The organism is Flammeovirga sp. AWQ4_249, from assembly GCF_056161045.1.
On record NZ_JBSWYJ010000059.1, the window covers coordinates 1 to 21222 of the forward strand.

General features: G+C 32.2%; 17 protein-coding genes. 15 read left to right on the forward strand and 2 right to left on the reverse strand.

Translation table 11 applies throughout. From position 1 onward, the window contains the following. Positions 1 to 528: 528 nt before the first annotated feature. The 9 genes from ACXAHM_RS24105 to ACXAHM_RS24145 all read left to right on the forward strand — a co-directional run bounded on the left by ACXAHM_RS24105 (position 529) and on the right by ACXAHM_RS24145 (position 6911). Entirely contained in the window at positions 529 to 945 is a 417-nt protein-coding gene (locus ACXAHM_RS24105; protein ID WP_474966105.1) for a hypothetical protein, read from the forward strand. Between the two features lie 58 nt (positions 946 to 1003). Continuing rightward, positions 1004 to 1699 (forward strand): hypothetical protein, encoded by a 696-nt coding sequence (locus tag ACXAHM_RS24110; RefSeq protein ID WP_474966107.1) that lies wholly within the window; start codon positions 1004 to 1006, stop codon positions 1697 to 1699. A gap of 293 nt (positions 1700 to 1992) precedes the next feature. Then, positions 1993 to 2301 carry a hypothetical protein gene (locus ACXAHM_RS24115; protein WP_474966111.1) on the forward strand — a complete coding sequence of 103 codons (309 nt, stop codon included), beginning with the start codon at positions 1993 to 1995 and terminating at the stop codon, positions 2299 to 2301. After that, a complete protein-coding gene (locus ACXAHM_RS24120) occupies positions 2301 to 2621 on the forward strand; it encodes a ribonuclease E inhibitor RraB (RefSeq protein WP_474966164.1) in 321 nt (106 codons plus the stop codon). The genes ACXAHM_RS24115 and ACXAHM_RS24120 overlap by 1 nt, the downstream gene beginning before the upstream one ends. 181 nt (positions 2622 to 2802) lie before the next feature. Next, a complete protein-coding gene (locus ACXAHM_RS24125) occupies positions 2803 to 3141 on the forward strand; it encodes a PadR family transcriptional regulator (RefSeq protein ID WP_474966113.1) in 339 nt (112 codons plus the stop codon). Further along, complete coding sequence (locus ACXAHM_RS24130) at positions 3138 to 3752, forward strand: hypothetical protein (RefSeq protein ID WP_474966116.1); 615 nt, start codon at positions 3138 to 3140, stop codon at positions 3750 to 3752. Before ACXAHM_RS24125 ends, ACXAHM_RS24130 begins: the two co-directional genes overlap by 4 nt. Before the next feature lie 41 nt (positions 3753 to 3793). Further along, positions 3794 to 5338: a glycosyltransferase family 39 protein gene (locus ACXAHM_RS24135; RefSeq protein WP_474966120.1), complete on the forward strand. Its 1545-nt coding sequence runs from the start codon at positions 3794 to 3796 to the stop codon at positions 5336 to 5338. A 186-nt stretch (positions 5339 to 5524) separates the two neighbouring features. Beyond that, complete coding sequence (locus tag ACXAHM_RS24140) at positions 5525 to 6013, forward strand: hypothetical protein (protein WP_474966123.1); 489 nt, start codon at positions 5525 to 5527, stop codon at positions 6011 to 6013. A gap of 184 nt (positions 6014 to 6197) precedes the next feature. Next, on the forward strand, positions 6198 to 6911 hold the full coding sequence (locus tag ACXAHM_RS24145; protein ID WP_474966126.1) for an NIPSNAP family protein: 714 nt from the start codon (positions 6198 to 6200) through the stop codon (positions 6909 to 6911). Between the two features lie 37 nt (positions 6912 to 6948). On the opposite strand, the gene ACXAHM_RS24150 is transcribed toward ACXAHM_RS24145, so the two are convergent. Both ACXAHM_RS24150 and ACXAHM_RS24155 read right to left on the reverse strand, forming a co-directional pair. Next, entirely contained in the window at positions 6949 to 8508 is a 1560-nt protein-coding gene (locus ACXAHM_RS24150) for a DUF1501 domain-containing protein (protein WP_474966129.1), read from the reverse strand. A gap of 26 nt (positions 8509 to 8534) precedes the next feature. Next, on the reverse strand, positions 8535 to 10268 hold the full coding sequence (locus ACXAHM_RS24155) for a DUF1800 domain-containing protein (protein WP_474966131.1): 1734 nt from the start codon (positions 10266 to 10268) through the stop codon (positions 8535 to 8537). Between the two features lie 584 nt (positions 10269 to 10852). Between ACXAHM_RS24155 and ACXAHM_RS24160 the strand changes: the two genes are divergently transcribed. The 6 genes from ACXAHM_RS24160 to ACXAHM_RS24185 all read left to right on the forward strand — a co-directional run bounded on the left by ACXAHM_RS24160 (position 10853) and on the right by ACXAHM_RS24185 (position 21208). Beyond that, positions 10853 to 13138, forward strand: coding sequence for a polysaccharide lyase 6 family protein (locus ACXAHM_RS24160; RefSeq protein ID WP_474966133.1), 2286 nt, complete (start codon positions 10853 to 10855; stop codon positions 13136 to 13138). A gap of 107 nt (positions 13139 to 13245) precedes the next feature. Then, positions 13246 to 13626 carry a cupin domain-containing protein gene (locus tag ACXAHM_RS24165; RefSeq protein WP_474966136.1) on the forward strand — a complete coding sequence of 127 codons (381 nt, stop codon included), beginning with the start codon at positions 13246 to 13248 and terminating at the stop codon, positions 13624 to 13626. 241 nt (positions 13627 to 13867) lie between these two features. Beyond that, complete coding sequence (locus tag ACXAHM_RS24170) at positions 13868 to 14632, forward strand: SDR family NAD(P)-dependent oxidoreductase (RefSeq protein WP_474966139.1); 765 nt, start codon at positions 13868 to 13870, stop codon at positions 14630 to 14632. 72 nt (positions 14633 to 14704) lie between these two features. Continuing rightward, positions 14705 to 16294: a polysaccharide lyase family 7 protein gene (locus ACXAHM_RS24175; RefSeq protein WP_474966142.1), complete on the forward strand. Its 1590-nt coding sequence runs from the start codon at positions 14705 to 14707 to the stop codon at positions 16292 to 16294. Positions 16295 to 16671: 377 nt separating this feature from the next. Further along, positions 16672 to 19824, forward strand: coding sequence for a SusC/RagA family TonB-linked outer membrane protein (locus ACXAHM_RS24180; protein WP_474966145.1), 3153 nt, complete (start codon positions 16672 to 16674; stop codon positions 19822 to 19824). A gap of 13 nt (positions 19825 to 19837) precedes the next feature. Then, entirely contained in the window at positions 19838 to 21208 is a 1371-nt protein-coding gene (locus tag ACXAHM_RS24185; protein ID WP_474966149.1) for a RagB/SusD family nutrient uptake outer membrane protein, read from the forward strand. The last annotated feature ends 14 nt before the right edge of the window (positions 21209 to 21222 follow it).

The window sequence follows — 21222 nt, forward strand, 5'->3', positions numbered from 1 at the left end:
AAACTCAGCACTCTCTTTTTGTGATTGCTTTGCCATAATTTTCAATATATAAAATTTAAAAATTACGGACAGCGTTTATTTTATACTCTCTTTCTTTTATTTATAACAACATTTGTCCTCATTACTAATTTTTCAATAACTAGTAATGTAGATATAATATGGTATTCAAATAAACAATTTTTAGTATACGGATTTCAACCATTTTTACCATTATCAGCAGTATTGATTATCATTTATTTATTGACATATTCATTGAAGGAATTTTCTAAAAAGAAATCTTCTATGAAATGGTTGGTATTTTTGATTGTAGGGTCTTTCGAATTATTTTTATTTATAATATTTACTATTATCATCAATCTAATTTTTAGTACCAATTACACTTTAAATATTCAAGACTCAGGGCATTTTACATTAATTCTTGGCTTAAATATATTTTTATTGATAAGGTTGAAACAAATTTATAATTTGAAATAAAAAATTGGACTAATCAGAATTTTTTGAATTTTTAAACAAGCGAACATTACAAAAATGATTGAAATTGAATTTGAAGAACCCAATATTTATGATTGTGAATGTTGTCAGAACAAGATTACAAAATTGACAAGGTTTGTATATAAATATGACGATGCTTACGCAGTGTATTATTGTCAATTTACAGAAGGGCATGAAAATCAAGTTGTAGTTGGAGTAATTAGTTTAGGGAATTGGTTTGAAGGTTCTTCTCCTTCAGAAAGGGTAGCATTTCCATTTAGAATTTGGACAAATGACGGTAACTATCTTGTAGGTTTAATGGATAAGAAAGATTGTGTATGGAAAGATGCTGAAATTCTCGGTGAAATGCTTGATCGTGAGGAAGCATTAAAGCATGAATGGATAAAAGAAGTTTTCAAATTAACGGATCATATTGTGGATGAGGATACATATGTTGTTGATTATTTAAGTTAATCACATTACATTTCCTATGACTAATAGATGACCACATTCATTATTTAATATTAATATCATGCGACCTATTCTATTTTTTTTTATTTGTATTCATTTTTTTTCTTGTGCGAACAGGGAACAAAAAATTGAAACAAAATTATCTGATATTGATTTTTCTTTTTTAAGTGATACTTCAAAACTTATTCTTCCAAAAGAAGATATAAATACGCAGAATAAATGCTTAGGGATTTTATCAATAAATAGTGAAGGGGAATATTTTGCACAAAGAACTTTACCTTATCATCAAAGAATAAAGGATTATGTAGAGGTATCATTGAAGCTTTATGAACTTGATCATTTCCCATTTGAACAAATCAATTATCAACAAAAAAAGGATCTAGATCAATCTATAAAATACATAGAATTGAAGAGCTATAATCCATCACTCCTTTTAACTATTAAAAATGAACTTAAGGATACCATTGGAATTAATCAACATGATAATAGTTTATTTCTTATTCAAGAAGCAAAAGACAAGAATGGAATTTGGAAAGAAATTGAAGTAATCGATCGTAATAAATGTGGGAATAGTTTTTGGACAAGTGCTCTACCTCCTCATCAATTGATGTTAGTACAAATTCCAAAATATACGGGTGATTTTCAAACATTCGTTAGGGTAAAATTAAAAACCGATCGTCAGCTATTCTATTCTGACTCCATTTTAGGTAAAGTCAATAGCCATCAATTTCAGAAAAAGGGTAATTTATTCATTTAGTATCTAATATTTATGTGAAAAATTATGTTTAGATAATCATAATTCAGAATGGGAATAGTCTTTTTTTGTATTTCATTCCTTAATTTTTACATTTTTGACTTATCTTTAAAGCATTTAAACTATATTTTTTTACCGTTCATGGAAGCAAACTTAAAACAAACAAAAAAGTATCAATTTGAAACTGAAGAATTTGGGATAAACGACGATGGGTTCCACTTCTTAAGAACTAGATTTAATTATGAATCTTATCATAAGAATGACATAAAAAAATTGAAATAGCAAAGGGCAAAGAGGTGAATAACTGGTTTCTACTATTACTTTTGGGAATTGGATCGTTATCTTTTTCGGCTTATTATTTTGTGGGAGTGTTTAACTTTTTTACATTAGAAGTTGCCCATAAAATTTATGTTGAACAAATCATAGCTCCTTTTATTGCAACAATAATAGGTTTGTATTTTATCTATAAAAGTTTTGTAACAGGAGATCAATTGTACATTGAAAATCATAACGGAAAGAAAAAGAAATTATCAATGAAATCTATCATTAAAATGGGGGATTCCGAATATGCAGACTTTAAAACTTATTTGAAAAGATTTTTATAATCAAAGCATATTTATGCCCTTTACTCTGCTCTAATTGCAAGTTTTTTTTTAATTCACTACTAAGTAAAGAAAGGGATGTTCATCATTGGATGTATTTTAAGTCAAACCAAGAATTGAAGGAATGTCTTAAGGAACTTGAAAAACTAGGTTACAAACTTCAAAAGAAAAAAATAACAGAAACAGGTGAATATCAACTTGTTGTATGGCATAATGCGAAAGTGGATTTGCCAAACATCAATAAAATTACTTGGGCTTTAATTGAGCTAGTAGAAAAAAGAAATGGTTATTATGATGGTTGGGAAACGCAATTTATCAATTAATTTTTTAAAATCCATCAAAATATTTCACGATCAATATAAATATTTATATGTAGGTTTATTGATCATAAATAGAAATTTTAGGCCATCTTTTTTACGTTGGCCTATAATGTTTATAAAGAAAAATACTTTTTTATATATACCTAGAATTATGATGTATTGAAATTTTATATATATTTGTTCTATGTACTCAAAAGAACTATTAAAAGGAACACTCTCTGCTATTATCTTAAATCTATTGGCAGAAAATGGAAAGATGTATGGATATGAAATTTTCCAACATGTTAAAGAAAAATCTGACGGGAAAATTTTGATCAAGGATGGATCTTTATATCCTGCTTTACAAAAAATGACAAAAGATGGATTGCTCACTTTTGAGGAAGTTTACATTGGTAAAAGAGTAAGGAAATATTACTTTTTAACACCAAAAGGTAAAATGGAAAAGGTGCGCTACTTAGAGGAATTAAAAGACTTCTTGGGGACAATTAATACACTTATTTTTCCAGAAATTAAGATGATATGAAACTAACTAACGAACAAATTACAATTATTGAAAATCGAATCAATACACATCAATTTAAGGTCACTTCATTGAGGGATGATATTGTTGATCATCTCTGTTGCGTAATTGAAAGTGAATTGGAAGATGAACAGTCTTTTTCTCAACTTTTAGAAAATGCTATTCAAGACATTGCGCCAGAAGGACTGGATGATATAGATCAGAAAACTGTTTTTTTACTCAACTCAAAACGTATAATTCTTATGAAGAAGCTTATGTATTCTATTGGTTTATTTGGTTCCGTAACTTTAACGGCAGGAGTAACTTTTAAATTACTACGAATGCCAATGGGATCTGAATTATTTATGATTGGTTTTATCACACTTTTATTACTTTTCATCCCTTTACTTGCTATAGACAACTATAAAGTTGCATTGTCAAAAGCTCTTTCTGTCAGACTTAAAATTATCTTAGGCGCAAGTGCTGCAATCACTACAGGTCTTTCGGGTTTATTTAAAATTATGCATCTTCAAGGTGCTGAAGTATTGTTGATGCTAGGAGCAATGTTATTTGCTTTTGGATTTCTTCCTTTTCTATTTTTTACGATGTACAAAAAGTCAGTTGCTTTGGACTGATAATAATACTATTTATTTAACCAAAATATCAAAAAAGTACCATGCCCAAAAAAGAAGTCTTTATATTATTGAGTCTTGTTGCACTCAAATTTATCTTACAACAATTTCTCATCGATCCTGGTTATGATCTCCAAAGAGATGAATACCTTCATTTGGATCAGGCAAATCATTTAGCCTTAGGTTACACTTCTGTACCTCCATTTACTTCGTGGATTTCCTATTTGATTAAACTTTTGGGAAATGGGGTATTTTGGGTGAAATTTTTCCCAACTTTATTTGGTGCACTTACTATGATTGTCGTTTGGTTTGCCATAGATGAATTTAGTGGAAACCTTTATGCTAAAATCATTGGTACAACATGTATTTTATTCTCCTGTTTACTTCGTCTCAATACATTATATCAGCCCAATTCATTAGATGTTTTGTTTTGGACATCAACCTTTTATTTCTTTATCAAATACATCAATGCCTCTCAAATAAAATGGATGATTTGGACGGCAGTTGTCTTTTCTTTTGGGATGCTGAATAAATACAATATTGGTTTTTTAGCATTAGGTTTACTACCCGCTTTAATCATCACAAAAACAAGGAATATCTTTCTTAAGAAGGATATTTATATAGGAATGTTGATTGCATTGTGTATTCTATTTTTAAACCTTTTGTGGCAATTTCAGAATAGTTTTCCTGTGATTCATCATATGAATGAATTAGCAGAAACACAGTTAGTGAATGTTGAGCGTTTAGATTTCCTGAAAAATCAATTATTATTCTTTCCGGGGGCATTGATCATTATTTTAAGTGGATTATTAGGGTTACTTTTTTCTGAAAAATTCAAATCGATTAGCTTCCTATTTTGGTCCTTTGTATTCACACTTGGGATCTTCACTCTCTTAAGAGCTAAAGACTATTATGCGATAGGTTTATACCCAATTTACATAGCATTAGGAACAGTCTATTTATTTGAATTATTGAACAACAAAATTGGAAATTTTATAAAACCAGTACTTCTTTTATTTCCTGTTATTTTAATGTTTCTTACTTTTAATATTGCTTATCCGAATAAGACACCTGAATACATTATCGCTCATCAAGATGATTTTAGATCATTAGGTTTATTAAGATGGGAAGATGGAAAAGAGCATGAAATCCCTCAAGATTATGCAGATATGCTAGGTTGGAACGAGCTAGCTTCAAAAGTAGATCAAGCCTATAAAAGTTTAGATTTTCCAGAAAAAACGTTGGTTTTATGTGATAATTATGGACAAGCGGGAGCCATAAATTATTATACTAAAGAATCAATACATGCTGTTTCTTTTGATGCTGATTATGTTAACTGGTTTGATCTTCAAAAAAAGTATAAAAACCTTATTAGAATTAAAAATAGAAACGAAAGATATCAGGAGTTGAAAGAAACAAGTCCCTATTTTGAGACTTCAATTGTACATGATTCTATCACTAATAAATTTGCTCGTGAATTCGGAACTACAATATTTATTTTTAAAAACTCAAAGATAGATATCAATAAAAGAATCAAGGAAGAATTAGCTGAATTAAAATCAGAGGAGCAAGATTTACTACAACACTAGTTTATTACTAATATCAAAAACTAAAAGAATTTCAAAAGTAAGATAAATACAGATTTTTAGCATCAAAGACTGTGACTCATTTTATTTTTTAGTAATATTGGAAGTATTAATGATAATCTATTTATCTTCCTAAACCTTCAAGTATCAATATTCGTCTAATAACGAAATCCTACTACAATTATCTATATGTTAAAGATCAAAGAACTAAAAGAAATTTTTAAATACAAGCCTACACAACAATCTATATCTATTCTCTTCTATCCAGAAAAAATTTTGATACAGACTTTAAATCAAAATAAAAATGGAGATTGGAAAGAGACTTCTGATATTACAGTTTTGAAGAATTCAGTTTCTGATCAAGAATTTGGTCATATGCTATTAAACCATATTGACAGGTCAACCGATAATATCAATTTAGCATCTAATTTTATTGAGGTGAATGAGAAAGTAAAAATGAAAGAAATCATTGGCAACACTTCTTTAGAATCAAAAATGATTAGAGTTACAAAGAAAGAGGGGAGATTATTTATTACACCCACAAAAAACGTTGGTAACAATATGGATTTCCATTCTTTAAATGAAATGGTTTTTACTATTCAATCCAACTTAAAAGAAGAGATATTAGCAAGAAATATTTTTAATGCAGTTGAAATGTGTATCGCTAATGAACACTGAAAGATTTTAAAATCTTGTATTAACCAAAACAGATGTATTACTTTTTAGGTCAAAAAAGTTTGTTACAATTAAAGCCTTTAATTGAACTAATCATTCATTCTGTTATTTATTGAAGTCCTAAGTATTAAAAACTAATGACTAACTATTAAATTCATCAAAAAGAACCTATAACCAATTCAAAGTGATGAATTTAGATAATCAATCAATACAGAAAGAAGTTTACGAATTAAGGACCTATGATTTAATACATCCTCGAAAGCAAGAAGCATTACTTTCTTTCTTCCAAGAGGCTTTAATCCCAGCTTATAATCGTCAGTATATAAAAGCAATAGGTGTATTTGAAGAATTAGGGATGACGTTTCCTCCTAAAATATATTTATTGATACCTCACACTTCCTTTGAAGCATATGCAGCAAGTTTTACGGAGTTGGAAAATGATAAGCAATTCCTTAAGGATAGTGAAAAATACAATTCTATTCAAGAAGAAGATAAGCTTTTCGTACGTTATGAAACGGATTTGCTATTAGCTTTTGATGGGTTAAAAAAGATGCATTATCCTCAAACAGAAGACCGACTTTTTGAATTTAGAACCTACCAAGGGTACAGTGAGGATGCAGTCAGAAGAAAAATTATGATGTTTGATAAGGATGAGTTGGATTTATTTTACGAACGAAACATGAATCCTTTATTCTTTGGAAAAGCAATCGCAGGAAAGAATTTACCCAAATTATCTTACATGATCTATTTTGAAAATATGGAACAACGTGATGCTACTTGGAAAAACTTCTTTACAGATAATCCCGGGTGGGATAGAATCGTTAATGCACCAGAGTATCTTAATACAGTTTCAAGAGTTGAACGTGTTTTCTTGAAACCATTGGAAATTTCTCAGATATAAAATGAAACCCACGATAAAGACCGTGGGTTTTACTTTTTTATTTTACGACAGAAAAACTCTGATGATTATCTTTCTGTTGCATGATCACAAAATATCTTCCTTTAGGAATCTTATTGGTATCCCATTGTATTCGAAACTTTCCAGTTTTATTGTCTCCTCTGAATAGGCTACTTACTTTTTTACCTTGACTGTTCACTAAATCAATTGTAAAAAGTGCTCCATTAGACCAGAAATCAATATTTACTATATCTAACATTGGATTTGGAAAGACTTTCAAGTTTTGAGTAGTATTGAAATCTTTAGTACTACTGATGACATCTTCAACGGAGTCACTAATAATCGGTAACGTTTCCATTTCCTGAAACATCATATCGTTAATTCTAACAGAATCAATCTCGAACCATTGTTCCAAAATGGAAGCATAAACCTGTCTGAAATCAATCTTCATTTCTAGGTTACTCTTAAAATCCATTTGTGCATCGAGATGTGGATTTTCACCGATGACACCACCTTTGACTTTATTGCCGAAAACAAACAAAGGAGCAGAGGCACCATGATCTGTACCCATACTACCATTTGAAACAATTCTCCTACCAAATTCTGAATAGGTCATGCCAATGACATCATCCGCTCTATTTATCTTTTCGAGATCATTCATAAAAGCCATCACTGCATCATTCAACTCTTGAAGAAGAGTAGCATGCGTTCCTTTTGTTCGATCAGTTTCCACTTGATTTGAGTGTGTATCAAAACTGCCCATTTTTACTTTATAAATAGGTGTTTGGAGTCCACCGGCTATCAATCTTGAGACGATAGAAAGTTGTTCACCAAGACTTGTATTAGGAAATCCACTTCTTTCTCCAGATTTTAATGCAGCATCTTTGATGACAGTGCCATATTGCTGAGATTGTTTTGCGATTAGACGGACGTATTCCAATTTATTACCTGCAGGAGAGTCAGGGACAGGAATAGCTACTTCATCCAGCAAATCATAAAAAGATTCAGGGTCATTGATGGTCAAACTCATGGATGAATTTTCACCTTGAAATAAAAGTGAACTATTTTTCCCAAATTCAATAGCAAGAGGATCTTGAAAATCATCATTAGGGAATGCTTCAGGGTACCCCACAAAACGGTCTTCAAGGTATCTTCCCGCCCAACCAGTATGTTCAACTTTTCCTGAAGATGAGCCAGAAGACCAAATATCAGTTGATCTAAAATGACTGAAATTTTGCTCGGGATAACCGACATTTTGTACAACTGCTAGTCTTTTTTCATCATATAAAGATTTAAATCCATCTAAGGAAGGATGAAAGGCTAAAGGAGTGTCAGGCAATTGAAGCATATCTTTATCTTCTAGAGCAATATTACTTCTTAAACCCTTTAAAATGGGCAAAACATCCAAAGGAATCACAGTATTTAATCCATCATTACCACCTTGAAGGTAGATCAATACAAGAATACGTTGCTTTTCAATTGCTGACGAAAGGAATGAATTGAGTACTTGGGCTGAAACATTATTTAATCCAAAGGCTCCTAATAATGTATTGGCCACCATTCCATGCCCCATGCATTTGACGAAATCTCTTCTTTTCATTGTGTAGTTTGTTTTAAAGGGGATGATTAAAAAAGTTGGAATTCACCCAGTTGACACATAGCAATTAATAAAGACTGTAGACGAGTTTCAACGACTTGTTGATCCATCATTGAATTCTTACGTTTATTCCATGCATTGGTCCAGTAGCTTGTTTTTTCCAAACCAGAAAGCACTGTAGATAATAAATAATCTTTGGAAGCTTCACTCATTTCTAATCCCATTGTCAAAAGCCATATATCTGAGATTAATTTTTCTGGATCTGAAGGATCGGGCAGCGTTTCAGCAAATGCAATAGTGTCCATTTTGAGATACCTAGCAGTATCTGTCAATTTTACAATCCACAATCTCCCATTAATAATTCTCTCCACAATTTCTACCCTTTTTGTAATCGAAACTGTAGAGATCCAAAGTTTATCGAAAGCTGGTGTTTGGTAATAAGCAGGGTAGCCCGCAACATTAGGAGGATCACCCATTGGCATTCCTGTAGGGACTTGGTATTGACTATAAAGTCTTAAATAAGTAAAATATTTTAATAACTCATCATTATCATCTAAATGTGGAATTTGTCCCATTTTCCAAAATGAAGATAAATGATCCAATGGATTTTTGATAACAGCACCTCTATTGGCAGCATCATAAAAATGCTCACTTTCCAAAAGCGCTTTTAAGACAGGTTTGATATCATAATTATTTGCCCTAAAAATAGCAGCCAATGGTTCAATGACATTCGTCTCTGCAGATGTGGAAACTTCAGAATATACAAAATGGATATATAAACGACGACAGATATACTTCGCCACCTCATCAGTATCCAAGATCATATCAATCAATTCATTCACTTCTGCGTACCCGTCTTCACTACCTTTGATCACTTTATTTCCATAAAATGAAGAAAATTGTTTATCTTCAGTATCATGATGTCCTACATTGAAATAAGTAGTGGCAGGTTTATTGGCATTTTGATTACTGATGTATTTAAATCCTGTCAAAACTCTTGCAGCTTCTTGAACATCTGTTTCTGTATACCCCGAATCTTTTCCTTTTCCTACCGTAAATAATTCTTGTAATTCTCGAGCATAATTTTCATCAGGACTCCACTTTTGATTTGAATTACCATTAAGATATTTCAACATCGCTGGGTCGAACGTTATTGCTTTAATAAGTTCTTTATAATTGCCTAATGCATGTTGCCTTAAAGTCATATAATATTGATAGCTCATTTTGGGTTGATTGACTCCCCAGACTTCAATGGGAATCAAATTGTGCCAAAACTGTATCATTTTCTCATGAATAGTCGTGGGCTGATCAATAATATTTTTATTCAACCAACCTAATAGGGAATAATTTCGTCTGGTTTTAATCTGATTTTCACCATTCGGTGCTGTAATCCATGTTTCCCCAAAAGAGACATGAGGATCAAAGATATCATTGACCTCATAATTATTAATCGGTGGAAGTGGGTTATCGTCTTCATTAATGAGTTTATCAACAGCGTCTTTTAAAGAAAGATCACGAAATTCTATAAAATTTGCATAAGTAATTCCGTATAAACTTCTTTTTAAAAGGTGCACAATTTCTGTAGATGACCAAGTACCACTATAGAGAGCTATTCCCGTAGTTGTTTCTGCTCGATCGGTATTTAATCTAAAATTGGATGAGGTGGAGAGTTGTCGATAAAATTTTGTCAGTTCCTCTTTTTCCATTGGCTGTTCATCTCCAATAAAGGATGTATCAGCTGGAGTTAATTGTTGAGAGTTCATAATTCAGTTCATAATATTCATTTCGCAAGTAGTCTTACTTTTCATACTTTAATATTAGGTAATTCTCTAATAGATAATTACTTAAGGAGTAGGCACAAAGAGTAAAAGTCTATTCAATATATGAATTTAATTATGTAATCAATAATTTTTTAGTAAATGAAAAAAAATAGAAAAGTCTGGATTTAGGTAAAATGAACTTCCTATCTTCATAAATATAATTGGTTTATTGGTCAACCAATTGATGAGTAGATTTCTTTTAAATCTTTTTCATCATTAAAGTAATAGAACGTGATGTTTGAAAAGTGCAAAAACAGATATTTTATTTTTAGCATAAATTCTTTAGTAAAGACTCTTAAATGTAATAATATCAATTAAAATAACATTTTTCAGTATAAGAATAATATAAAAAACACTAACTTACTGATTGGTTTTCCAAAATGAAATATTTCTCAAATTTTGAATTTAATACGATCAATTGATAGGATTTTAAAGAATTAAATTTCATATTTGGTCAACCAATAACCACTAATGGTTTTGAAAAGTGTTGAAAAGCACTAAATCATTACTTTTTATATTTTATAGAAATGAAGAATTATTATACTATCAAACTATTCACTCTGATTGCATTTGTACTTATTTCACTTTCTTCTTTTAAGAACGTAAAGGAATATAAAGTAACAAATGTGGAAGAACTTGAAAAGAAAATTTCGGAAGCAAAACCTGGAGATGTCATTGTAATGGCAGCGAAAGAGTGGAAGGACGTACGTATCAAATTTGATGGTAAAGGTACAGTCAAAAAGCCGATAACTTTAAAAGCAGAACATAGAGGTGAGACTATTCTTAATGGAAATTCTTCTTTGGAAATGGCAGGAGAACATTTGGTAGTAGATGGGTTGGTTTTTAAAGAAGGATATGCCAAAGGAAGGGTTGCTATTCGTTTTAAAATTGGCAATAAAGTGGCAAAGTATTCCAGATTGACTAATGTGGTGATGGATCATTATAATCCATCAGATCGTTTTGAAAAAACTTCTTGGGTGGAATTGTATGGACAAGAAAATGAAATCGATCATTGCTATTTTGGAGGAAAATTAAATGCGGGAGTTCTGATGGCGGTTAAACTCAATAATTTAGAATCAAGACAAAATAAGCATCATATTCATCATAATCACTTTGGATTTAGACCGAAATTAGGTTCAAATGGAGGAGAGACGTTAAGAGTTGGTGTTTCTACTTACTGTAATGAAGCATCTATGACTTTGATCGAAAACAATTACTTTGAACGTTGTTCAGGTGAGGTAGAAGTAGTATCTATTAAATCCTCTGAGAACATAATTCGTGGTAATATTTTTGAGAAATGTGAAGGGGTACTAGCTTTAAGACATGGTGATAGAAATCTAGTGGAAGGTAACTATTTCTTAGGGCATCATTTAGGAAATGCAGGTGGAGTTCGAGTGATCAATGGTGGTCATATAATCAAGAATAATTACTTTCAAGATCTAGGCGGAAAACGTTTTTTCGGTGCCTTGCCCATTATGAATGGAGTACCTAATTCGTTACCAAATAGATACATTAGAGCACATGATGTAACAATTGAAGGAAATCATTTTTTCAATACTCCTCATTTAGAATTATGTGTTGGATCAGATAGAGAAAGAACGCAGACTCCTGATCATATTACAATTCAAAACAACGTGTTTTATAATCCTGAAAGTAGTGAAATATTTACTGTTTTAGACAATATAGAAGGATTTACCTTTAAAGAGAATACCTATAAAAATAACGGTACACCATTAAAATATAAAGAAGGTTTAGTTGCTGAAAAAGAAACGTATACACTGAATAATGAAGGTTTGTATGAAAGTAATTCTTTCCACCCTTCATTGCCTGTAGAGTTGAAAACATGTGGACCTGAATGGTATACGGCGATCACTGGAGAAATAGCATTAAGCGAGACTTCTTACAATGTAAATAGCTTTGATGAATTGTTAAGTACAATTGAAAAAGCGGAAAATGGTGCAACTATTCAAATTACATCAAAGGAAATTGTTTTTCGTTCAACTCTAAAAATTAATAAGCATTTAAATATTGAATATAAAGGAACAGAAAGAGCGAAATTATTCTTTAATGAAAACCAAAAACAAGTTCCATTCTTTAGTATAGAAAACAGTGGAAGTTTAGCTATTGAAGGTCTTGATTTTAATGGAAGATCAAAAGTTGGTATTGCAAAAGTGGGTATTGCGACATCAAAAAAGCCAATGATTCAACATTACAATCTAACGATTAATAATTGTGCTTTCCATCATTTTGATGCTTCAGATTATACAGCTTTTAAGGCTTATACAAGTACATTTGCGGATAAAATCGAAATCAAGAATTCGGAATTTTACAATATCTCAGGTGTAGCTTTAAACATCAATGGGCAAACGGAAAAGAAAGGAAGATACAGTGCCGAAGAAATTATCATTGAAAATTGTTCTTTCAAAAAAGTAATGACGGGAGCAATGGAAATCACACGATTAGGAAATGATGAATCGACAACGGGCCCTTATGTGGTCTTAAAAGATTGTGATTTCATTGAATCTGGCAATAAAGAATTAGGAAGTGTGGTGTTGTTATGGGGAGTACAGAAACTAGAAGTAGATAATCTATTTTTCTACAATGCTGGTACTTCGGGAAGAACCATTCGTTTTGAAGACCCCAATTGGGCGGTGTCAACGATCAATAACATTTTGAGTATTGGTTCTGGTAGAATTGAGTCTTATTATCCTCGATTAGGAAAAAATATAACGACAATCGATGAGCTTTTAGATGAATCAAAAGCTTTCGAAATGAAAACGGAAATGAAAAAAGGTTTTAAACCTTCTAACTAAAATAATGGGATCAGCGTGAATAGTTGGTTAACTGGATGTTTATTCATGTTGTGAACAGTGTTTTTGTTGATTTTATTTTTAGAAATACAATTTAAAAATTAACTAAAATGGAGAAAATTCAATCTAAGCCTTTCTTCAAATCATCTGAAAATGAATGGGAAGAAGTAGGCAATGGTATTTCAAGACAAATTATTGGTTATGATGACCAATTAATGGCGGTAAAAGTCAAATTTGAAAAAGGGGCTGTGGGTACTCCACATGAACATTTTCATTCTCAAGTGACCTATGTAGTTGAAGGTTCTTTCAAAATGAGAATCGGAGACGAAGAACAAATTATTTCAAAAGGTGATGCTTTCTACTGTGAACCACATGTAGAACATGAAGCCTTATGCCTAGAAGATGGTATGTTGATCGATACTTTTGGTCCTGCGAGAATGGACTTTTTGGATGGTTCAAAGCCAGCTTATTTAGTAGGTAAACAAGATTAAAAACTTTAAAAAAGAATCAGCTATTCTCTTTTATTTATTCACTTAACATTATAGCGAAGTCATTCTATCATACGTCAGTTTTATTAAAATAATTTCTATCAATTTTTTTAAGTAAAAAAGTTGGGTGACTTCGTATATCCAAAATTTTAAGCTGACATATATTTTAAAAAATGAATTACATAATATAAATTCTAAAAGAGATTGCATTAAAACTTTACAAGAACAAACAATAGATACAATTATGAATTTAGAAGGAAAAGTAGCCGTAATTACAGGTGGAGTGCGTGATATTGGACGTGAAATTACATTGGCAATGGCAGACGCTGGAGCTAAATTAGTTGTCAACTATTATGGAGCTGAAGAAAAAGCAGAGGAAAATGCACAAGAAACCATCCGATTAGCAAAAGAAAAAGGTGCAGAAATTGTTACAGTTGCCGGTGACTTAATGAAAGCAGAAGATGTACAAAACGTTATTGATACAGCAACAAAGGAGTTTGGGGAAACAATTGATGTTTTAGTAAATGTAGCAGGCGGAATCATCGGACGTAAAAAGATTGAAGAGCAAGATGAAAATTGGTATGCATTACTGATGGACTTAAACTTCAAAACAGTGTGGTCAATGACAAAAGCAGCTCGCCCTTATTTAGGAAAAGGAAGCTCAATCATCAACTTTGCTTCTCAAGCAGGTCGTGATGGTGCAGGACCTGGAGCATCACTTTATGGCGCTTCAAAAGCAGCAGTAATGGGATTTACTAGAGCTATGGCAAAAGAACTAGGTCCAAGTGGAGTGAGATGTAATGCACTTTGCCCTGGTATGATTGCTACGAAGTTTCATGATGATCATACACCGGATCAAGCAAGAGTAAATGTAGCCAATGCCACTTCATTAAAACGTGAAGGTAAACCTGAGGAAGTTGCAGATTTAGTTGTATATTTAGCTTCAGATAACTCCTCGTTCTTATCTGGAAATAATATAGACATCAACGGAGGATTAGCGTTCTCTTAAAGATATTAGTTATTTACTCCACTTCTACAAAAAAGAAGTGGAGTACTTTTTTAATGACTAAACATGAATGAAATGAAAAAATTATTACTCCTATTATTGTGCTTACCAACCCATTTTCTTTTGGCTCAACAAACTGTCGTTGTGATTAATGGTGGTTTTGAAGATGGATTGAAAAATTGGGAGGTCAATGGGAAAGTACAGAAATCACAAGATACGTTTAAAGGAAATGGATCAGCTAAACTTGCAGAAAAAGGAGCTGAAATCTCCCAATATATTAAAGTAGAACCCAAAAAAGACTACAAAATCTCAGTAGCCGTGAAGGGAGAAGCCACTCTTTACGTAAGTATCAAAGGAAAGCAACAAACAATCATTGCAAAAAATAAAGACTATTCAATAGTTGAATTATCTTTCAACAGTGGCAAAGCAAAGAACATTATTTTTGGTGCTCAATATAAAGAAGGGCAAGCAAGAATTGATCAAGTAAAAATCCAAAAAATAAGATCAGAAGAAGATTTTTTAAATCCAATATTAGTGATCAATAATAGTTTTGAAAATCGTTTTAATTATTGGGATCTAAAAGGAAAAGTTGCTTTTTCAAATGTAGCTGCTGTAGGGAAGAAATCAGCTAAAATGGAAAGTGAGGCTGAATTAAGACAAAAAGTGAAAATTTATCCAGAACATGACTACAGGTTGGATGTTGCTGTTAAAGGAAAAGGGCAAATCTTTGTAAAGTTGAAAGGGCAGGAGGAATTAGTAAAAGATTTTGATACAGCTGAATTTGATACAGTTAGTCTTCCATTTAAAACAGAATCAAAAATAAAAGTAGTAGAAATTGGAGGTAGATATACTGGGAAACAAGTTCGATTTGATAATTTTAAAATTGAAATACTTGATCAAGAATTAGATCCTAACCATAAGTATCCTACTGATATTATTCCTTCATTGACTCATTGGAAAGTAACATTACCAATTAATGCAGAAGGGAAAGACAATCGCAAAGTTTTTGATGTAGAGCAACGCTATAAAAAGCCACTTGAAATTGCAGATGAAGGAATTGTTGACTTTGAATATCGACCTTATTTTTATGCAGAAAATGACGAAGTTGTTTTTCGAGCACATGCAGCGGGTGTGACTACAAAAGGGTCTAAATATCCACGTTCTGAATTAAGACAACGATCAGGTCATGGCAATTTGTATTGGTCAGTCAATGATCCACAATATTTAGAAACGCAATTGCGCGTTACGCATGTTCCAGATATTAAATCAGATGTTTGCATCACACAGATTCATGGACCTGATGATGAACCCTTAAGAGTACATTACAGTAAGAAAAAAGGGGTTTACATTGTCTGGAATGAAAATAACAAAGATTACGCAAATGCCTTACCTTACAATTTAGGGGAGACCTTAAGGATTTTGGTTATTGTCAATAAGGGGTATATAACCTGTATGATTAAAAATGAAAATCAAAATCAGCAATATAAAAAGATCTGGAAATCCATGGATGAGACAGGTTATTTTAAAGTAGGTTGTTATACGCAAGCTTCAAAATTCCAAAGCCAAATTAAAAGTGGTGCAAAAGATGAAGACAATGACTCTTATGCAGAGGTTCGTGTTAAATCTATTCTATTAAAGACTACTTATACACCCAAAGAAAATTAATATACAATTGAATCTATCCTATTAAATTTCTAGCATTTCATTGAACTATTTTCAGAAATGTTGATATATTTGATAGAGATAGATTTAATTCTTTAAAGCGTTTTTCTATTTAAACAACAATCTTTAATTGGTTAACCAATATTCAGCTTAATGAATTAAAGAACTGTTTTTAACTGAAATCAACTCTATTTTTTTATAAAATCATCTTAATTATCATTATTACTATATTGTCTACTTGCTATGAAAACGAATTTATCAGAAAAATTTAGGTTATATCGTATTTAATTAAGTGTAAATTTTTCACTTAAAGTATTTTTTATTAAATTTGGTTAACCAACATCCAGTTACATAAAATAAACTTCATAATCTATAATCTGATGTTTAAACTAAAATACAGAAAGTGGGTAACTGCACATTTTTTTCTCGTGTTAGTACTGACTTCTGCCTCTTCACTATTTGCTCAAAATCAAATTACTGGAAAGGTAATCTCCAACTTAGACAAAATGCCTATACCAGGTGTGTCTATTTTTATAAAGGGAACAACTATTGGAACAATTTCGGATTTTGATGGTCAATATTCCATCTTAACCAAACCAGAAGATATCTTGATATTTAGTTATATCGGTATGGTATCTCAAGAGATCAAAGTCGGATCTCAAAATACGATTAACATAACATTACTTGAAGACACAAAACAATTGGATGAGATTGTTGTAGTCGGGTATGGTACACAAAAGAAATCACATTTGACGGGTGCCATTTCAAAAGTGACCAATGAAAAATTGGATCAAATTCCTGTGTCTCGTCTTGATGATGCATTGATCGGTCAAGTATCGGGAGTTAATATTCAACAGACTAATCCTGAAGCCGGGGAAGCGCCAACTATTCAAGTTCGTGGAGTCGGTTCTATTGGTGCAGGTTCAGGCCCAGCCGTAGTGGTGGATGGAGTCTTAGTGGATGCGGATTACATGGCGTCATTAGATATGAATGATGTAGCATCAGTTGAAGTTCTAAAAGATGCTTCTTCCGCAGCTATATTTGGATCACGTGGTGGTAATGGTGTCATTATGATTACTACAAAATCAGGTGAAACAGGTGAGGTGAAATATAATTTCAATGCATATTATGGAAGAAAATGGGCATTGAGAAGAGATGATTTTAGACCTACAGTAGAACAAAATAAAATCGATGCTCAAAATTATATTGACAATATAGAAACTCTATGGCCTGCTGATTTGCCAATGGACCAAAGGGACTATGTATTGAATAAAGCGAATACGACTATTCGTAGAATGGAACATATGCAACGAATTTTGGGAGATCAACCAGAAAAAGATTGGCAGGATATCATTTTTGAAGAAGGCAATATTCAATCTTATTCATTGTCAGCCAATGGTGGTTCAGAAAATACAACTTATAATATCTCCGGAGCCTATCTTCAAGATGACGGTGTGTTACTTTCTGACGCTTATAAAAAGATCAATTTACGTTTGAAATTAAAAACGAAATTATCAAAAAGAGTTGAATTAGGTTTAAATATTAACCCTGTAAGAGAAGAAAAGCAAGTATTTCCAACTTCAGTACATGAATCACTAAGACAGTCTTCATGGTTGCCTATTACGCATGACGAACATACTATACAATTTGTCGATAAAACAAATTTTCCAGATGTAGCTGTAGGAGATTATGCACAAGAAGCCCATTTCAATAACTATCCTAATCCAGATGATCCAACAGAAGTACTACCTAATGTTTCTGTGACCAATAATTCAAACCCTTATGCGAATATTGTTGAGCGTGATCACAAAGAAATAACACATCGTATTTATTCAAATATGTACTTAAAGCTAAAGTTAGCAAAAGGATTAAAGTTTAGGACTTCATTTGTGGCAACATACAAAGATAGAACGCGAAACTATTATGACGGAACGAAAGCCTCAAGAAATGGTGCAGCTGATGCTCGATTAAGGACGAGAACATACCAGGATTTTGATTGGATAAATGATAATTATTTTACTTATGAAAAATCAATTGGTAAACATGAAATCAATGCAACATTAGGTATGTCTTTCGAAAGAAGACAAGATATATACACGGAAACAATTGGTACAGGCTATTCTAATGATGCTGTGAAAACAATGAACGCAGCTTCTGTCATTGCTTTTGGAGATGAATATGTAGGGGTACAAACATTACACTCTATTTTTGGTCGTGTGAATTATGCCTTTAATGATAAATACTTATTCTCTGTTTCTGTACGATCAGATGGTAGTTCAAAATTCGGTAGTAATTATCAATATGGTATCTTTCCTGCTGCCTCTTTTGGATGGAGAGTAACAGAAGAATCATTTATGGAAAACATAGATTGGATTTCTGTATTAAAACCAAGAGTTTCTTATGGTATTACAGGTAACAATTCAGGAATTGGTCTGTATGAAGCACTAGGAAGAATGGATCCTGCTTCTGCAGTCATTAATGGAGGTATTTCTTCTGGCTATATTCCTTCTAACATTGCTCAACCTGACTTACGTTGGGAACAACAAGTTGAAATTAACCCAGGTATTGATTATGGGTTTTTCGGAAATAGAATTTATGGTTCAATTGAATGGTATAGAAGAACCTCAAATGATCTACTCCTAACACAACAAATTCCTTCTATTACAGGATTTGATGAAAGAACAGTCAACCTAGGGAAAGTTCAGAATGAAGGTTTTGAATTTGAGTTCAATGCGAAGCCTATCATGACTAATAATTTTAAGTGGACGCTATCGGCAAATGCTTCGACCAATACTAACAAGTTAGTAGATTTTGGAGGGGTAGATAGTTTGATTTCAATTGTGGATAGCAAAAGACCTGCAAATTGGATTGCAGCAACAGGAAATCCGATTTCTTCTTTTTATGGATACAAAATTGACCGAACAAAAGGAGACAATGGCTCAGTCCCTTTCGAATACCTTAATGAAGGATTTTGGCCTATTGGAGGAGAATCTCAACTTGGGTATGTTCAAGATCTAAATGGAGATGGTAAAATTGATGAAAATGATAGAACAATCATTGGATCGCCTTATCCTTCTTTTATCTGGTCTGTGACGAATACTTTCCAGATCAAAAACTTTGACTTTAGCTTTATGTTCCAAGGATCTATGGGTGGCCAAGTGTTGAATATTGATCCTCAATATTACGAGTACCAAACCATGCAGGGGCAAAGACCAAATACTGCTTATTTTGAAGATATGAATCAGGTGAGAGAGAGAATCTTGACAGATGATATGGTTCAGGATGTATCATTTATCTCATTAAGAAATATCAATATTGGGTACACTTTACCTACAAATTGGGTGAGTAAAATTGGATTTAATAAAGCGAGACTCTATGCATCGGGTTCGAACTTAATCTACATTATGTCGGACGATTACACATCATTTAATCCAGAAGGAATTAGAGATGAAGGACCTATTAATTATGGTTATCAAAGAGGTGCGTCACCTATTCCTCGCTCATTTATTGTTGGTGTAAACGCAGAATTTTAATCTCCCTTAAGTAATGAAAAAGATATTAAAATATATAATTCCATTCATCGCTTTCTCACATTTATTTTCATGTGAAAGCTTTTTAACGGAATATCCTCAATCCGAAGTAAGTGTTGAGAATTACCTCAGGAATGACGATGAAGTTGAGACAGCAGTCATCGGAATTTACACAGGATTACAAGAAGTTGTTCAACAAGAATATGCTATTCTTGAGATGAGATCAGATAATGCGGGTACACGAAGTGGTGTTGGTGATTGGGCACAATTTGAAACATTTACCATTCTAACAACAAATTCTGTTGTTGCCAATTATTGGAATCAATGTTATACAACCATCTACAGATGTAATCTGGTGTTAGCAAATATTGAAAATGTAGTAGATCCCACTAAAAAAGCACAATTTGAAGCGGAAGCACGTTTTGTAAGAGGCTATCTTCATTTCAATTTAGTACGCCTTTTTGGTAACATTCCATTAGCGGATCAGATTGTGTTTGAAGGAGATACTGAAAGGTATAAACAAGCGACAGAGGAAGAGGTGTATACATTAGTTCATACTGATCTACAATTTGCAGCGGAGAATTTACCTTCAAAAAATAATATCCCTCTAGGAAGAGTAAACAAAGAATCGGCTCAAACACTATTAGCAAAATATTATTTGCAGTTTAAAGATTATACTTCAGCAAAAACATTATTATCTGATGTGATAAATGGAGGAGCATTTTCTTTAGCCAGTGATTATGAGAGCATTTTCTATCAAGAATTAGGGAATGAAATCATGTTTCCAATTTCTTTTATTGATGATAATACTGAAAATTCACAGGAGTTTTCTTACTACTTCCTTTATGAACAAGGTTCTCATAACTACGCTTCTGATAACATGATTCGTTTGTATGAAGCCGAAGAGAGAATAGATGGAGGGGAAGATTTAAGATATACAACGAATGTAATTGATCAGAGAGGCGAACGAAAAGGATGTGGAAAGTATCTCACTTTTGCCAATAACATTCGCTTGGCAGGGAATGACTACATTCTTCTAAGATATACAGATGTGTTACTACTTTATGTTGAAGCTGAAATTGGCAATAACTTCCAAACAAATGATGCTACAGCTTTAGATTATTTTAATTCAATTAGAGCGAGAGCAGGACTAACAGCTTTAGAAAATGTAACAAAACCTAGATTAGGTGATGAAAGAAGAAAAGAATTCTTGTATGAAAATCAACGTTGGTTTGATTTAATCCGAACAGGAGATTTGAAAGCAACGATGACAAATTACATGAATGATCAAGGATTAAATTTTGATCAAAGACATCTTCTTTTACCTATTCCACAACGTGAGTTGGATACGAGTAAAGGAGAAATGAATCAAAATCCTGGCTATTAATTTACACCCTAGAA

Coding starts and splice junctions, on each gene's coding strand:
- ACXAHM_RS24105 (WP_474966105.1), top strand. CDS start 529: ATGATTGAAATTGAATTTGAAGAACCCAATATTTATGATTGTGAATGT.
- ACXAHM_RS24110 (WP_474966107.1), top strand. CDS start 1,004: ATGCGACCTATTCTATTTTTTTTTATTTGTATTCATTTTTTTTCTTGT.
- ACXAHM_RS24125 (WP_474966113.1), top strand. CDS start 2,803: ATGTACTCAAAAGAACTATTAAAAGGAACACTCTCTGCTATTATCTTA.
- ACXAHM_RS24130 (WP_474966116.1), top strand. CDS start 3,138: ATGAAACTAACTAACGAACAAATTACAATTATTGAAAATCGAATCAAT.
- ACXAHM_RS24135 (WP_474966120.1), top strand. CDS start 3,794: ATGCCCAAAAAAGAAGTCTTTATATTATTGAGTCTTGTTGCACTCAAA.
- ACXAHM_RS24140 (WP_474966123.1), top strand. CDS start 5,525: ATGTTAAAGATCAAAGAACTAAAAGAAATTTTTAAATACAAGCCTACA.
- ACXAHM_RS24145 (WP_474966126.1), top strand. CDS start 6,198: ATGAATTTAGATAATCAATCAATACAGAAAGAAGTTTACGAATTAAGG.
- ACXAHM_RS24150 (WP_474966129.1), bottom strand. CDS start 8,508: ATGAAAAGAAGAGATTTCGTCAAATGCATGGGGCATGGAATGGTGGCC.
- ACXAHM_RS24155 (WP_474966131.1), bottom strand. CDS start 10,268: ATGAACTCTCAACAATTAACTCCAGCTGATACATCCTTTATTGGAGAT.
- ACXAHM_RS24160 (WP_474966133.1), top strand. CDS start 10,853: ATGAAGAATTATTATACTATCAAACTATTCACTCTGATTGCATTTGTA.
- ACXAHM_RS24165 (WP_474966136.1), top strand. CDS start 13,246: ATGGAGAAAATTCAATCTAAGCCTTTCTTCAAATCATCTGAAAATGAA.
- ACXAHM_RS24170 (WP_474966139.1), top strand. CDS start 13,868: ATGAATTTAGAAGGAAAAGTAGCCGTAATTACAGGTGGAGTGCGTGAT.
- ACXAHM_RS24175 (WP_474966142.1), top strand. CDS start 14,705: ATGAAAAAATTATTACTCCTATTATTGTGCTTACCAACCCATTTTCTT.
- ACXAHM_RS24180 (WP_474966145.1), top strand. CDS start 16,672: ATGTTTAAACTAAAATACAGAAAGTGGGTAACTGCACATTTTTTTCTC.
- ACXAHM_RS24185 (WP_474966149.1), top strand. CDS start 19,838: ATGAAAAAGATATTAAAATATATAATTCCATTCATCGCTTTCTCACAT.